9 protein-coding genes and 1 pseudogene are annotated in these 14639 nt (G+C 72.3%); 8 read left to right on the forward strand and 2 right to left on the reverse strand.

Going from position 1 to position 14639, the window contains the following annotated elements; all coding sequences use genetic code 11:
• The 3 genes and pseudogenes from ACFWM7_RS25445 to ACFWM7_RS25455 all read left to right on the forward strand — a co-directional run.
• A pseudogene (locus ACFWM7_RS25445) lies at positions 1–417 on the forward strand (hypothetical protein); the annotation flags it as partial.
• Between the two features lie 237 nt (positions 418–654).
• Positions 655–831, forward strand: a complete 177-nt coding sequence (locus ACFWM7_RS25450; RefSeq protein WP_383264380.1) for a hypothetical protein — start codon at positions 655–657, stop codon at positions 829–831.
• Positions 832–1070: 239 nt separating this feature from the next.
• Positions 1071–4217: an AAA family ATPase gene (locus ACFWM7_RS25455; protein ID WP_383264382.1), complete on the forward strand. Its 3147-nt coding sequence runs from the start codon at positions 1071–1073 to the stop codon at positions 4215–4217.
• 15 nt (positions 4218–4232) lie between these two features.
• Here ACFWM7_RS25455 and ACFWM7_RS25460 read toward each other — a convergent pair whose 3' ends face one another.
• The gene (locus ACFWM7_RS25460; protein WP_383264385.1) at positions 4233–5450 is read right to left on the reverse strand and encodes a PQQ-dependent sugar dehydrogenase; all 1218 of its coding nucleotides are present in this window, start codon (positions 5448–5450) and stop codon (positions 4233–4235) included.
• A gap of 128 nt (positions 5451–5578) precedes the next feature.
• Entirely contained in the window at positions 5579–6535 is a 957-nt protein-coding gene (locus tag ACFWM7_RS25465) for an aldo/keto reductase (protein WP_383264393.1), read from the reverse strand.
• Positions 6536–6701: 166 nt separating this feature from the next.
• On the opposite strand from ACFWM7_RS25465, the gene ACFWM7_RS25470 reads away from it, so the two are divergent.
• From ACFWM7_RS25470 to ilvC, 5 genes are all read left to right on the forward strand, one after another.
• Positions 6702–7649 carry a 2-hydroxyacid dehydrogenase gene (locus tag ACFWM7_RS25470; RefSeq protein ID WP_383264388.1) on the forward strand — a complete coding sequence of 316 codons (948 nt, stop codon included), beginning with the start codon at positions 6702–6704 and terminating at the stop codon, positions 7647–7649.
• Between the two features lie 408 nt (positions 7650–8057).
• Positions 8058–10880, forward strand: coding sequence for a putative bifunctional diguanylate cyclase/phosphodiesterase (locus ACFWM7_RS25475; protein ID WP_383264396.1), 2823 nt, complete (start codon positions 8058–8060; stop codon positions 10878–10880).
• Positions 10881–11098: 218 nt separating this feature from the next.
• Positions 11099–12955 (forward strand): acetolactate synthase large subunit, encoded by a 1857-nt coding sequence (locus ACFWM7_RS25480; RefSeq protein ID WP_383264390.1) that lies wholly within the window; start codon positions 11099–11101, stop codon positions 12953–12955.
• A 23-nt stretch (positions 12956–12978) separates the two neighbouring features.
• Positions 12979–13506, forward strand: a complete 528-nt coding sequence (ilvN, locus tag ACFWM7_RS25485) for an acetolactate synthase small subunit (RefSeq protein ID WP_006127785.1) — start codon at positions 12979–12981, stop codon at positions 13504–13506.
• A gap of 110 nt (positions 13507–13616) precedes the next feature.
• Complete coding sequence (gene ilvC, locus ACFWM7_RS25490; protein ID WP_030078942.1) at positions 13617–14618, forward strand: ketol-acid reductoisomerase; 1002 nt, start codon at positions 13617–13619, stop codon at positions 14616–14618.
• Positions 14619–14639 lie beyond the last annotated feature (21 nt).

The following is a 14639-nucleotide window of genomic DNA, read 5'->3' on the forward strand; positions in this document are numbered from 1 at the left end:
GCCCGGCACGGCGTCGGCGCGGGCGCGGCGGCCGTCGTCTCCGCCGCGCTCGGCGTCGTCGCCCTGACCGGCGCGTGGACCGGCCGGGTCGCCGCCGAGCGCGAGACGCTCATCGGCCAGATCAAGACCTCCGGCGGCGGCAGCCCGGCCCAGCAGATCTCCGAGATCTACGGGGACGCCTGGCACGCCACCGCCCTGATCAACGGCGTCTTCGCCGTGCTGGCCCTGCTCGTCGGCGTCTTCGTCCTGGTCCGCCCCGCCTTCGGCACCCCCTCCGAGAAGCCGCAGCCCACCTGGGTCCGCGCCGTCGCGCTGGCCGGCGTCGCCCTCGGCGTCCTCGGCGTGCTGATCTCCGCGGGCATGTACTTCGACCTCTTCGCCGCCCTGCCCAGCGCGGGCGCCCCGGCCGCCGGCTGACTCCGGGCGTAGGCCCCGGGCAAGGGCCCCGTAGGGCCGGTCCTAAGGCCCTCGCCCGCCCCTCGGACACGGGGTGGGCCCGCCTAAGGCCCCCACCGCCGCGAAGATGCGGAACTCGACCGATGCGGCGCCCCCTCCTGGCCGACGACAGTGGACACACAGCGGACACAGGGCCCCGGCCGACCGGCCGGAGTACCCCTCCGGTCCGCTGCCACGACCAGGAGTCAGGGGCACCGCATGTACGAGTACGAGCTCTACCGCTACACCTCCGCCGAGTTGATCCGCCGGGCCGACGCCGAGCGCGAGATCGGCCGGGCCCGCCGCACCCGCCGGGCCGCCCGCCGTACCGGACGCGGTGACCCCGAGGGGAAGGTGAGGGAGGAGGACCGCAACCGCTTCGCCCCGGCCGCCTGACGATGGCCCGGCCCGGGACGAACCCCGCGCCGGACCCCGGTCCCGCCGACGCCCCCTCCGTACCGGGCACGACGGCACCGGGCACGACGGCACCGGGCACGACGGCACCGCGCACGACGGCACCGCGCACGACGGCACCGGGCGCGGCGGGGCCGGGCCCGATCACACCGGACCCGATCACACCGGGCGCGGCAGCACCGGACGCATCGGGACAGACCCACGCCGGGCACGCCGCGAGCATGATCACCCTTGGCGAAAAGGCGCCCGCCGCCTCGTACGCGTATGCGATGCTCGGCCGCGTGGAGACCAGGTCAGTCAGCCCCGTGTTCGTCGGGCGCGCCGAGGAGCTCGCCTCGCTCACCGAGGCGCTCGGGCGGGCCGCGTCCGGCGACCCCCAGGCCCTGCTGATCGGCGGCGAGGCGGGCGTCGGCAAGACCCGGCTGGTCGAGCACTTCGTCACGGCCGCCGAGCGGCGCGACGCCGTGGTGGCCGTCGGATCCTGCGTCGAGATCGGGGCCGACGGGCTGCCGTTCGCCCCCTTCCCGACCGCCCTGCGCGCCCTGCGGCGGGCCCTGCCCGAAGAGATGGCCGCCGCCGTCGCCGGCCAGGAGGGCGAGCTGGCCCGGCTGCTGCCCGAGCTGGGCGAGGCCCACCGGGACGCCACCGACGAGCACAGCACCGCCCGCCTCTTCGAACTCACCGCCCGGCTGCTGGAGCGGATCTCCGCCGACCGGGCGGTCGTCCTCGTCCTGGAGGACCTGCACTGGGCGGACGCCTCCACCCGGCATCTGCTCGCCTATCTCTTCCGCACCCTGAGCGCCGGCCGCCTCATGGTCGTCGGCACCTACCGCGCCGACGACATCCACCGCCGCCACCCGCTGCGCCCGCTCCTCGCCGAGCTGGACCGGCTGCGCACCGTCACCCGCGTCGAACTCGACCGGTTCAGCCACGACGAGGTCGGCCGCCAGCTCGCCGGGATCCTCGCCGAGATCCCCGAGGCCGCACTCGTCGACGAGATCTTCGACCGCTCGGACGGCAACGCCTTCTTCGTCGAGGAGCTGGCCCGCTCCCTGGAGTGCTGCGGCGACAGCTCCGGACTGACCGAATCGCTCCGTGACCTCCTGCTCGTCCGCGTGGAGGCGCTTCCCGAGCACGCCCAGCGGGTCGCCCGGATCGTCGCCGAGGGCGGCTCCTTCGTCGAACACGAACTGCTCGCCGCCGTCGCCGGCCTCGGCGAGGACGAGCTCGACGAGGCCCTGCGCGCGGCCGTCGGCGCCAACCTGCTGCAACCCGCGCCCGACACGAACGGCTACCGCTTCCGGCACTCGCTCGTCCGCGAGGCCGTCAGCGACGACCTGCTGCCCGGCGAACGCACCCGCGTCAACCGCCGGTACGCCGAAGCCCTGGAGGCCGATCCCTCCCTCGTCCGGGACGACGAACGCGCCACCCGCCTCGCCAGCTACTGGTACGCCGCCCACGACGCCCCCAAGGCCCTTCCCGCCGTCCTCCGGGCCGCCGTCGAGGCCCGCCGCCGCTACGCCTACTCCGAGCAACTGAGGCTGCTGGAGCGGGCGATGGAGCTCTGGGACGACGTCCCCGACGCGGTACGCGCCACCCTGCGCCCCTTCGACTACGCGGAGGTCTACCCGGGCTCCGGCCGCGACCCGGAGAACACGCCGCTGCGCTATCTGGACGTGATGGCCGAGGCCACCGTCGCCGCCCACTTCGGCGGCGACCGCAAACGCGCCCTGGCCATCTCCAAGAAGGCCATGCGGGTCCTGGAGTCCGAGGCCGACCCGCTGCGCGAGGCCTGGTTCCTGGTGCAGCGCAGCCGACTGGTGCAGGGGCTCGACAAGGGAGACGGCTGGGAGGAGCTGGCCACCGCGCAGGAACGGGTGCGCGGACTGCCGCCGTCCCCCGTGCAGGCCGACGTCCTGACCAACGTGGCCAGTTGGAAGGCGCTGCACCGGCCGGGCCCGGAGGCGCTCGCCGACAGCGACCGCGCCGTGGAGTACGCCCGGCTCGTCGGCGACGAGTACATCGAGCTGCACGCCCGCCTCACCCGGGGCTGGCTCACCGCGGACGCCGGCGGAGTCGAGGACGGCCTCGCCGAGATGTACGTCGTCCGCGACCGCGCCGAGAAGCTGCACCTGATGAACCTCCTCGGCCGGGTCAGCGTCAACCTGCCCTCCTCGCTGGAGGCGATGGGCCGCTCGCTGGAGGCCGTCGCCGCCGCCGACCACGGCATCGAGATCTGCCACAGCCACGGCCTGGCCGACTCCGGGGCCTGGGTGTACGCCAACCAGTCCCAGTCCCTGTTCTCCCTCGGGCACTGGCCCCAGAGCGAGGCCGCCGCCGCGTCCTCCGCCCGCCTGGCGCTGGGCCCCAAGTCGAAAGGCCTCGCCGCCCTCCGCCGTACCGAACTGGCCGTCGCCCGCGGGGATCTCGCCGAGGGGGAGGAGTTGCTCGCCCTGGTCCGCAAGCACTTCGGGCAGCGCGATCCGCAGCACCAGCACCTGGTCGACCCCGTCCGGCACGGCATGGTGCTGGCCGTCTCCCAGGGCAGGCTCGCCGAGGCACGGGCCGCGTTCGAGGAGCTGGCCCGGCCCGGCTTCCCGCCCGGCACCCAGCGCTACGCCCTGCCGCTGCTCCAGACCGCCGCCATGATCGAGGCGGACCACCGCGGACTGCCCGCCGCCGAACCGGACCGCCCGGAGCTGCTGGCCCTGATCCGCCGGTGTCTGAAGAACCTTCCGATGCTCGTCCCCGTATGGGTGGCCTACGGCGTCTTCATCGAGGCGGAGCTGGCCCGCGCGGAGGGCGCGGACACCCCCGACGACTGGGCCCGCGCCGCCGAAGCCTTCGGGCCGCTGTGCCGCCCGTACCAACTGGCCCAGATCCACCGCCGCTGGGCCGAATCCCTGCTCATCGCCCCCGGCGGCCGGTCCACCGCCACGGCCCTGCTGCACCGCTCCCTGGAGACCGCCCGCCACCTCGGCGCCCGCCCGCTCGCCGAGGCGGTCGAACAGCTGGCGGCCCGCGCCCGCATCACCCTGGACGGCTCCGGCGCGGCACCCGGCCACGACACCGGGATCCACCCGGCCGTCCTGACCGACGCGGCCGGTGACGCCCCCGAGCCCTCACCGGCCGAGGAGCAGGACCCCGCCATCGCCGCCGTGGCCTCCTTCGGGCTGACCCCGCGTGAGCAGGACGTGCACCGGCTGGTCGCGGCCGGACACACCAACCGCCGGATCGCCGAGGAGCTGTTCATCTCCCCGAAGACCGCGAGCGTCCACGTCTCCAACATCCTGGCCAAGCTCGGCGTCTCCAGCCGGGGCGAGGCAGCGGCCCTCGCCCACCGCCTGAGGCTCTACCCGGCGGCGTAGGGCGGCGCCGGCCCGCTACTCCACCTCCACCTGGAGGACCCGGTCGTCCCCGGGCTTCTGCGTGCCCCGTCCGTCCGTGTTGCTGGTGACCAGCCACAGGCGGTCGCTCCCCGCACTCACCACGGTGCGCAGGCGGCCGTGCTCCTCCTCCAGGAACGCTTGGGGGTCGGCATGAGGTTCCTCCGCCTTCTCGCCCGACAGCGGAATCCGCCACAGCCGCTCGCCGCGCAGTCCGGCCATCCAGATGGAGCCCTCCGCGTACGCGATCCCGCTGGGGGAGGCCTCCGAGGTCTTCCACTGCGCCACCGGGTCGATGAACCCGTCCTCGCCCTCCTCGCCCTCCACCTCGGGCCAGCCGTAGTTCCCGCCGGGCTCGATCAGATTCAGCTCGTCCCAGGTGTTCTGCCCGAACTCCGCGGCCCACAGCCGCTTCTCCTTGTCCCAGGCGAGCCCCTGCACATTGCGGTGGCCGTACGAATACACCACCGAGTCCGCCTCCGGATTGCCGTGCACCGGCTCGCCGTCGGGGGTCATCCGCAGGATCTTGCCCGCCAGCGACTCCTTGTCCTGGGACAGCTCCGTGTCCCCCGCCTCGCCCGTGCCCGCGTACAGCATCTTGTCCGGGCCGAAGGCGATCCGGCCGCCGTTGTGGATGCTGCCCTTGGGGATACCCCGCAGCACGGTGTCCGGGGCGCCGAGCTGCTGCCCCGCCGGGCGCTTCTCGTCGTAGCTCATCCGGACGATCCGGTTGTCGGACGTGGTGGTGAAGTAGGCGTACACCAGCTGGTCCGCGCCGAACGTCGAGGAGACGGCGAGCCCGAGCAGCCCGCCCTCGCCGGCCGGGGACACCCCGGGCACCGAGCCCAGCAGCGTCTTCTTCCCGCTCTCGCCGTCGATCCGGTGGACCGTGCCCTCGTCCCGCGAGGACACCAGCAGATCGCCGCCCGGCAGCGCGGCGAGACCCCAGGGCGACTTCAGGTCCTCGGTCAGCGTCGAGACGACCTTCGCCGAACCCTTCTCGGGCGGCAGGTCCGCCGACCGGCCCGGGGAGGCCGGGGGAGCGGAGCCCCCCGTAGCGGTCGGGGAACCGGCGGGCCGGCCGGACGCGCCACCGTCCCCGTCCCCGTCGCCGGAACACGCGGCGGACAGCAGCAGGGCGGCCGACGCCACCGCGGCCACCGCCCCTCTGCGCACGGCCGGGGACTGCACACGTCCGAACAGAGCACCACGCACGGAACCGATCCTTTCGACGGTTGCCCGACCACCTGCTCCTGCACCGGGTTCCTACACCCTGTTCCTACACCTGGGCCGATCCAGAAGTTCCCGATCCGCCCATTCTCCCGCCGTACGGGCCGCGACGCTCAGTCCCACGACTCCCGGGCGGCGGGCAGGGCGTCGATCTCCGCCAGATCCCGGTCGTCCAGGACCACCCGTGCCGCCCCGGCGTTCTCCACCGCCCAGCGCTCCCGCTTCGCCCCCGGCACCGGCACCACATGCGGACCCTGGCGCAGCACCCACGCCAGCGCCACCTGCGCCACACTCGCCCCCCGGCGCTCCGCGACCCGCCGCAGACCGGCCACCACCGGCTGGTTCGCCGCCATCACCTCGGCCGTGAACCGCGGATGCCTGGCCCGCAGATCCTCCGGCTCGAACCCCTGCCCCGGTTTCAGCGTCCCGGTCAGATAACCGCTGCCCAGCGGCATCGCGGCCAGCAGTCCCACTCCGCGCGCCACGCACCACGGCAGCAGCTCCGCCAGCGCCTCCCGCGACCACACCGACAGCTCCGCCTCGACGGCGCTGACCGGGAAGACCTGCTGGACCCGCTCCAACTGCCGAATCGTTCCCTCGAACGGGCCCTCGCCCGACCGGCGCGGGGCCCGCGCCCCCACGGCGCACAGTCCCAGCGAGCGCACCTTGCCCACGGTGACCAGCTCCGCCATCGCACCCCAGGTCTCCTCCACCGGCACCTCGGGGTCGGCCCGGTGCAGCTGGTACAGGTCGATCACATCGGTCTGGAGCCGCCGCAGCGAGGCGTCGCAGGCCCGCCGCACGTATCCCGGCCGGCCGTTCGCGACGATGTGCTGATCACCCACCAGCAGACCGCACTTGGTCGAGACGAACGCCTCCTCGCGGCGGCCCTTCAGCGCCCGCCCCACCAGCAGCTCATTGGTGAACGGGCCGTACATGTCCGCGGTGTCGAGCAGCCGGACGCCCGCGTCCAGCGCCGCGTGCACCGTCCGTACCGAACGGTCGCCGAGCTGCTGCGACGCGCTGTAACCCCAGCTCATCGGCATGCAGCCGAGACCGACCGCACCCACGGCAAGCCCCGCCGCCCCGATAGTCCTGCACTCCAACTCCCCGAACCCTCCCTAGGACCTCCGCGGTCACGGGGCCGTACCGCACCCAAAAGTAACCTCTGACCTCCCCGGGTCTTCGCGCAGCCGTCCTGGAGCACGCGCACACCCGTCGCATAGCCTCCTGACCATGACTGCGACGACTGCCGACGTGTGGCTGCCCTTCCCGGCCGAGGAGATCGACGGACTCCCGGAAGGGCCCAACTACCTGTTCTGGAACGGGGGCCCGGACTTCCCCGCCGATCCGGCCGACTGCGCCTATTACGTCGTTCCCTACATGCAGGGCCCCGAGGTCGCGCAGCGTCCGCTCGCCTCGATGGGCTCCGTCCAGGTGGTGCAGACGCTCTCCGCCGGCATCGACCACGTGGAACCCGGCCTCGGACTGCTGCCGGCCGGGGTGCGGCTCTGCAACGCCAAGGGGGTGCACGAGGCGTCCACCGCCGAGCTGACGCTCGCGCTGATCCTGGCCTCCCTGCGCGGGTTCCCCGGGTTCGTCCACGGCCAGGACAAGGAGGAGTGGCGGTCCGGCTTCTACCCGGCGCTCGCCGACAAGTCCGTCCTCATCGTGGGGTACGGATCCATCGGCTCGGCCATCGAGGACCGGCTCGTCCCGTTCGAGTGCGCGCGGGTGGTGCGCGTCGCACGCTCCGCACGGACCACCGCACGCGGTCCCGTACACACGCTCGACGATCTGCCCGCGCTGCTGCCCGAGGCCGACGTCGTGATCCTCTCCACCCCGCTGAACCCGTCCACGCAGGGGCTGGTGGGCGCCGACTTCCTCGCCGCGATGCGCGACGGAGCCCTCCTCGTCAACGTCGCCCGCGGCGGAGTCGTCGACAGCAAGGCCCTGTTGACCGAACTGGAATCCGGACGACTGCGCGCCGCCCTCGATGTGACCGACCCGGAACCCCTGCCCACCGGCCATCCTCTCTGGCATGCTCCGAATGTCTTGATCACACCTCATGTGGGCGGCAGCACCTCGGCGTTCGAACCGCGGGCCAAGCGGCTGCTGGCCGACCAGCTCACCCGGTTCACCGCCGGGGAGCCGGTGCGCAACGTCGTCACCACCACCGGCTGACCCCGCCGCCGCGGCCACGCTACGGGGTGGTCCGGATGCACGCAGTGCCGCTCACCTCGCCTTTCGTCACGGAGCGTAGAGAATCTATGGCCCTGAGTGACGGATCTGGTGTATCGTCCGATCCGGGGGGCTGCGCCGGGAAGGGACGGCGCGGGGGGAGCACCGGAACGCGAGGGGGCGACGGGCGATGTGCTGGCCATGGAGAGACGAGCCGACGCGGACGGGCGGACGGTCGCGGCCGCCCGCGCCGATGGGGCGCACCATCCGCCGATGGCCGGATCCCTGCCCCGGAACGACAGTGCCGGAGCGGCCCCGGCCGCCCCGGAGCGAGCGGCGTCGGCGGGGCCCCGCGAGGAGCCAGACGCCGGGGGGCAGCTGCCCGGCAGGCCCGGGGCGGGGAGCCCTCCGGTGAGCGCGCTGGGGGCCCTGCTCGCCCCGCGGTCCGAGTCCGGCTCCGCGGGGATGCGGTCCCGGATCCTGCTCGGCGTGGTCTGCGCGGGATATTCGGTGGGTGCCGCCTTCGGCTGGGGATCACCGCAAGTCGCCGTCTTCATGGGGGACTTCGGCCTCGCCGCGGCAGCCCTGGTCGCCGCGGTCTCCTGCTTCCTCTACGCGCGGACGGGCGCGGGCCGGCTGCGGCCCGCCTGGCTGCTGTTCTCGCTCTCCTCCCTGATGGCGGCCTGCGGAAACGCCGTCTGGGGGTGGTACGAGGTCATCCTCGGCATCCCCGTGCCCACGCCCTCCCTCGCCGACGTCTTCTTCCTCTGCTTCGCGCCGCCCGCCATCGTCGGGCTGCTCGTCCTCGCCAAACGGCCCGTCACCCGGGCCGGATGGGTCTGCCTGGCCCTGGACGCCTGGCTGATCGGCGGCTCCCTGCTGACGCTCGCCTGGAGCCTCGCCCTCGCGCACACCACGCATCTGGCGGGCGTCCAGGAGACCAGCGTGGCGCCCGCCGCCCTCTCGCTGGCCTATCCGCTGCTCGACATCGTGCTCGTCTCGATGGTGCTCGCCCTGCACTTCCGCCGGGCCGGGGTGAACCGCTCCGCGGTGAACACCGCCATCGCCGCCCTGGCGCTCACCGTGCTCAGCGACGCGGTGTTCACCTCGCCGCTGCTGCGCTCCACCTACCACTCGGGCCAACTGCTCGACGCCGGCTGGTTCGCCGGGTCGCTGCTCCTCGCCTACGCCCCCTGGGGTGCCCGGCGCGGAGCCGGGCCGACCGGCCGGCCCGGCCCCCCGCGGGCCATCGCCAGCCGCCCGATCGCCGGTTCCCTGGCCGCCCTGACCCCGTATCTCGCCGCCGCCGTCTGCACCCTGGGCATCCTGTACAACGTGGTCGAGGGCCGCCGGGTGGACCGGGTCGTCATCTTCACCGGCTGCACCGTCGTCCTGGCGCTGGTCGTCCGGCAGGGCATCATGCTCCTCGACAACATCTCCCTCACCCAGGAGCTGGCCCAGAAGGAGAACCACTTCCGCTCCCTGGTGCAGGGCTCCAGCGACGTCATCATGATCGCCGCGCCCAACGGCACCCTGCGCTACGTCAGCCCCGCCGCGGCAGGGGTCTATGGGCGTGAGGCGGAGGGGCTCGTCGGCTCCGAGCTGTCCTCGATCATCCACCCCGACGATCTCGGCCGGGTCGTCCACGAGGTGCGGCGCTTCCTCGCCGCCCCGCCCCACGAGGAACCCACCACCCGCATCGAATGCCGCTTCCGCTCGGGCGCCGGCGACTGGCTCAACGTCGAGTCCACCGTCAACCGCCACCAGGGCGGCCTCCTGCTCAACAGCCGGGACGTCACCGAACGGGTCAGGCTCCAGGCCCAGTTGCAGCACAACGCCGAGCACGACCCGCTCACCGACCTGCCCAACCGGGCCCTGTTCACCGCCCGGGTCCGCCAGGCGCTCGGCGGCCGGCGTGCGAGCGACCCCGGCACCGCCGTCCTCTTCATCGACCTCGACGGCTTCAAGCAGGTCAACGACACCATCGGTCACCAGGCGGGCGACGAACTGCTCATCCAGGCCGGCCGCCGTCTCCAGGACTCCGTCCGGGCCGGCGACACCGCCGCCCGGCTCGGCGGCGACGAGTTCGCCGCGCTCATCATGGGCGACGGCACCCGCGACCAGGGCGCCCGTGAATACCAGGTCCACGAGATCGCCGACCGGCTCCGCCTCACCCTCTCCCAGCCCTACCGGATCGGGGCCAGCGAGGTCCGGGTCGCCGCGTCCATCGGGGTCGCCTTCGCCGAGCCCGCCATCAGCCCCACCGACCTCATGCGCAACGCCGACCTCGCGATGTACCGCGCCAAGGCCGGCGGCAAGGACCGGGTCGAGCTGTACGCCCCGCAGATGCAGGCCGACGTCGTACGCCGCTCCGAGCTGGCCACCCGGCTGCGCACCGCCCTGCGCGACGGCGAGTTCGCCCTGCTGCACCAGCCCGTCGTCCACCTCGCCAGCGGGTCCGTCGCCGCCGTCGCCGCCCAGGCCCGCTGGCGTTCCGCCCAGGGGATCCTGTTCACCCCCGCCGAGTTCCTGCGGGTCTCCGGCGACGACGACCGCACCGCCGAGCTGGGCCGCTGGCTCCTGGAGGAGGCGGTGGCCCAGGCCGCCGACCGCGCCAGGGCCGGGCACCCCGTCGCCGTCTCCGTCCGGCTCTCCGCCGCCCGGCTGCTGGACGCGGCCCCGCCCCCCGGCTCCATCGAGGCGCTGCTGACCCGCCACGGCCTGCCCTCGGGCGCCCTGATGATCGAGGTCGCCGACAGCGACCCGCGCGTCTCCTTCGACGCCCTGGAGCAGCGCCTGGTGGCCCTGCGCCGCCTCGGCGTACGGATCGCGCTCGACGGCTTCGGCAGCGGCTTCGCGGCGATCAACGCGCTGCGCCGGCTCCCCATCGACGTACTGAAGCTCGACCGGAACCTCGTGGAGGGGGTGGTCGAATCGGCCAGGCTGCACAAGATCACCAGCGGCCTCCTGCGGATCGCCTGCGACCTCGGCCTCCAGTCCGTGGCCGACGGCGTCGACGTGCCCGAGCAGGTCCTCGCCCTGCGCGCCATGGGCTGTACCCACGGCCAGGGGATGGCCTTCTCCGGCCCGCTCGACGAGTACCGACTGCGCCGCGCCCTGGTCCGCGGGGAGTTTCCCGTGCCGGGCATTCCCAGCCCCCGACCGGTGATGGCGGGCGGCTCGATCCCGCTGCTCACCGGATCACATACTGAGACGCCCGTCCCACCCACTTGACACGCCATGCGTGCCGGAGAGAGGGTCAATGCCATGCGCACCCGAATTCTCGTACTTGGAAAGCGCGTCGGCTGAAGCAGAGTCACTCCACGACACTCTGCGGACCGCACCCGGCGCGCTCCCCTCGCTTGCCTCACGGCACGAGGGGTTTTTTGTTGCACTGACACCTCTCAAAACGCTGCAAAACACCCGCGAAAACCCTCAGCTTCGAGAAGAGAATGCCGATGACCGAGCAGGCCACCGGGGCCCACCACCCGCAGCCGCGCGCCCGTAACGGCGGGCAGCCGTCCGTCACCGTTGAGCACGTCACGGGCGCGCAGTCCCTCATCCGCTCTCTCGAGGAAGTCGGCGCCGACACGGTATTCGGCATTCCCGGCGGCGCGATCCTCCCCGCCTACGACCCGATGATGGACTCCACCCGGGTCCGTCACGTCCTGGTCCGCCACGAGCAGGGCGCCGGCCACGCCGCCACCGGGTACGCGCAGGCCACCGGCAAGGTCGGCGTCTGCATGGCCACCTCGGGCCCCGGCGCCACCAACCTGGTCACCCCGATCGCCGACGCGCACATGGACTCCGTGCCGCTCGTCGCGATCACCGGCCAGGTCGCCTCCAAGGCCATCGGCACCGACGCCTTCCAGGAAGCCGACATCTGCGGCATCACGATGCCGATCACCAAGCACAACTTCCTGGTCACCAAAGCCGAGGACATCCCGCACACCATCGCCGAGGCCTTCCACATCGCCTCCACCGGCCGCCCCGGACCGGTCCTCGTCGACATCGCCAAGGACGCCCTCCAGGCGAAGACCACCTTCAGCTGGCCGCCCACCCAGGACCTGCCCGGCTACCGGCCGGTGACCAAGCCGCACGCCAAGCAGATCCGCGAGGCCGCCAAGCTGATCACCCAGTCCAAGCGCCCCGTGCTGTACGTCGGCGGCGGCGTCCTGAAGGCCGGGGCCACCGCCGAGCTGAAGGTCCTCGCGGAGCTGACCGGAGCGCCCGTCACCACCACCCTGATGGCGCTCGGCGCCTTCCCCGACAGCCACCCGCTGCACGTGGGAATGCCGGGCATGCACGGTGCGGTCACCGCCGTCACCGCGCTGCAGAAGGCCGACCTGATCGTCGCCCTCGGAGCCCGCTTCGACGACCGCGTCACCGGCAAGCTGGACAGCTTCGCCCCGTACGCCAAGATCGTCCACGCCGACATCGACCCCGCCGAGATCGGCAAGAACCGCACCGCCGACGTGCCCATCGTCGGCGACGCCCGCGAGGTCCTGGCCGACCTGGTCCAGGCCGTCCAGGCGGAGCACACCGAGGGCCACACCGGCGACTACACCGCGTGGTGGAAGGACCTCAACCGCTGGCGCGACACCTACCCGCTCGGCTACGACCTGCCCGAGGACGGCAGCCTCTCCCCGCAGCAGGTCATCCAGCGCATCGGCAAGCTCGCCCCCGAGGGCACGATCTTCGCGGCGGGCGTCGGCCAGCACCAGATGTGGGCCTCCCACTTCATCGACTACGAGCAGCCCGCCACCTGGCTCAACAGCGGCGGCGCCGGAACGATGGGGTACGCGGTCCCCGCCGCGATGGGCGCCAAGGCCGGCATGCCCGACCGCACGGTCTGGGCCATCGACGGCGACGGCTGCTTCCAGATGACCAACCAGGAACTGACCACCTGCGCGCTCAACAACATCCCGATCAAGGTCGCCGTCATCAACAACGGCGCCCTCGGGATGGTCCGCCAGTGGCAGACCCTCTTCTACAACCAGCGCTACTCCAACACCGTGCTGCACTCCGGCCCGGACGCGGACGGCAACGCCGCCAAGGGCACCCGCGTCCCGGACTTCGTCAAGCTGTCCGAGGCCATGGGCTGTTACGCCATCCGCTGCGAGGACCCGGCCGACCTGGACAAGGTCATCGAAGAGGCCAACTCCATCAACGACCGCCCCGTCGTGATCGACTTCATCGTCCACGAGGACGCCATGGTCTGGCCGATGGTCGCCGCCGGCACCTCCAACGACGAGGTCCAGGCCGCGCGCGGCGTCCGCCCCGACTTCGGCGACAACGAAGACGACTGAGAGACAGAGAGAGAACGACTCCCATGTCCGAAAAGCACACGCTCTCCGTCCTGGTCGAGAACAAGCCCGGTGTCCTCGCCCGGATCACCGCCCTGTTCTCCCGACGCGGCTTCAACATCGACTCGCTCGCGGTCGGTACGACCGAGCACCCCGACATCTCCCGCATCACCATCGTCGTGAATGTCGAGGGCCTGCCCCTGGAGCAGGTGACCAAGCAGCTCAACAAGCTGGTCAACGTCCTGAAGATCGTCGAACTCGAGCCGTCCGCTGCGATCCAGCGGGAGCTCGTCCTGGTGAAGGTCCGCGCCGACAGCGAGACCCGCTCCCAGATCGTCGAGATCGTCCAGCTGTTCCGCGCCAAGACCGTCGACGTCTCCCCGGAGGCCGTCACGATCGAGGCGACCGGAGGGGCCGACAAGCTGGAGGCGATGCTCAAGATGCTGGAGCAGTACGGCATCAAGGAGCTCGTCCAGTCCGGCACCATCGCCATAGGGCGCGGCGCGCGCTCGATCACCGACCGGTCCCTGCGCGCCCTCGACCGCTCGGCCTGAGCGGACCCGCGGAGCCCCCGGCCCCGCTCGCATGGCGAGACCCGACAACGCATACGACGCACCCCGCCGTACGGTGGGACGTAACACCTGCACACCAAGGAGAAGACCCAGTGGCCGAGCTGTTCTACGACGACGATGCCGACCTGTCCATCATCCAGGGCCGCAAGGTCGCGGTTCTCGGTTACGGCAGCCAGGGCCACGCCCACGCGCTGTCGCTCCGCGACTCCGGCGTCGACGTCCGCGTCGGTCTGCACGAGGGCTCGAAGTCCAAGGCCAAGGCCGAGGAGCAGGGCCTGCGCGTGGTGACCCCCTCCGAGGCGGCCGCCGAGGCCGACGTCATCATGATCCTCGTCCCGGACCCGATCCAGGCCCAGGTCTACGAGGAGTCCGTCAAGGACAACCTCAAGGACGGCGACGCGCTGTTCTTCGGCCACGGCCTGAACATCCGCTTCGGCTTCATCAAGCCGCCGGCCAACGTCGACGTCTGCATGGTCGCCCCCAAGGGCCCCGGCCACCTGGTCCGCCGCCAGTACGAGGAAGGCCGCGGCGTTCCCTGCATCGTGGCCGTCGAGCAGGACGCCTCGGGCAAGGGCCTGGAGCTCGCCCTCTCGTACGCCAAGGGCATCGGCGGCACCCGCGCCGGCGTCATCAAGACCACCTTCACCGAGGAGACCGAGACCGACCTGTTCGGTGAGCAGGCCGTCCTCTGCGGTGGCACCGCCGCCCTGGTCAAGGCCGGTTTCGAGACGCTGACCGAGGCCGGCTACCAGCCCGAGATCGCGTACTTCGAGTGCCTCCACGAGCTGAAGCTCATCGTCGACCTCATGTACGAGGGCGGCCTGGAGAAGATGCGCTGGTCCATCTCGGAGACCGCCGAGTGGGGCGACTACGTCACCGGCCCCCGGATCATCACCGACGCCACCAAGGCCGAGATGAAGAAGGTCCTCGCCGAGATCCAGGACGGCACCTTCGCCAAGAACTGGATGGCCGAGTACCACAACGGTCTGCCCAAGTACAACGAGTACAAGAAGGCCGACAGCGACCACCTGCTGGAGACCACCGGCCGTGAGCTGCGCAAGCTCATGAGCTGGGTGAACGACGAAGAGGCCTAGGCCTCGGGGGAGCGGGGCGGG

Origin of the sequence: Streptomyces sp. NPDC058375 (assembly GCF_042723425.1) — a bacterium.
GTDB classification, from domain to species: Bacteria; Actinomycetota; Actinomycetes; order Streptomycetales; family Streptomycetaceae; genus Streptomyces; species Streptomyces durocortorensis.

Bases quoted from the DNA above. Each gene is read 5' to 3' on its own strand.
- ACFWM7_RS25480 (WP_383264390.1), top strand. From the start codon at position 11,099: ATGCCGATGACCGAGCAGGCCACCGGGGCCCACCACCCGCAGCCGCGC.
- ACFWM7_RS25450 (WP_383264380.1), top strand. From the start codon at position 655: ATGTACGAGTACGAGCTCTACCGCTACACCTCCGCCGAGTTGATCCGC.
- ACFWM7_RS25455 (WP_383264382.1), top strand. From the start codon at position 1,071: ATGATCACCCTTGGCGAAAAGGCGCCCGCCGCCTCGTACGCGTATGCG.
- ACFWM7_RS25470 (WP_383264388.1), top strand. From the start codon at position 6,702: ATGACTGCGACGACTGCCGACGTGTGGCTGCCCTTCCCGGCCGAGGAG.
- ilvN (WP_006127785.1), top strand. From the start codon at position 12,979: ATGTCCGAAAAGCACACGCTCTCCGTCCTGGTCGAGAACAAGCCCGGT.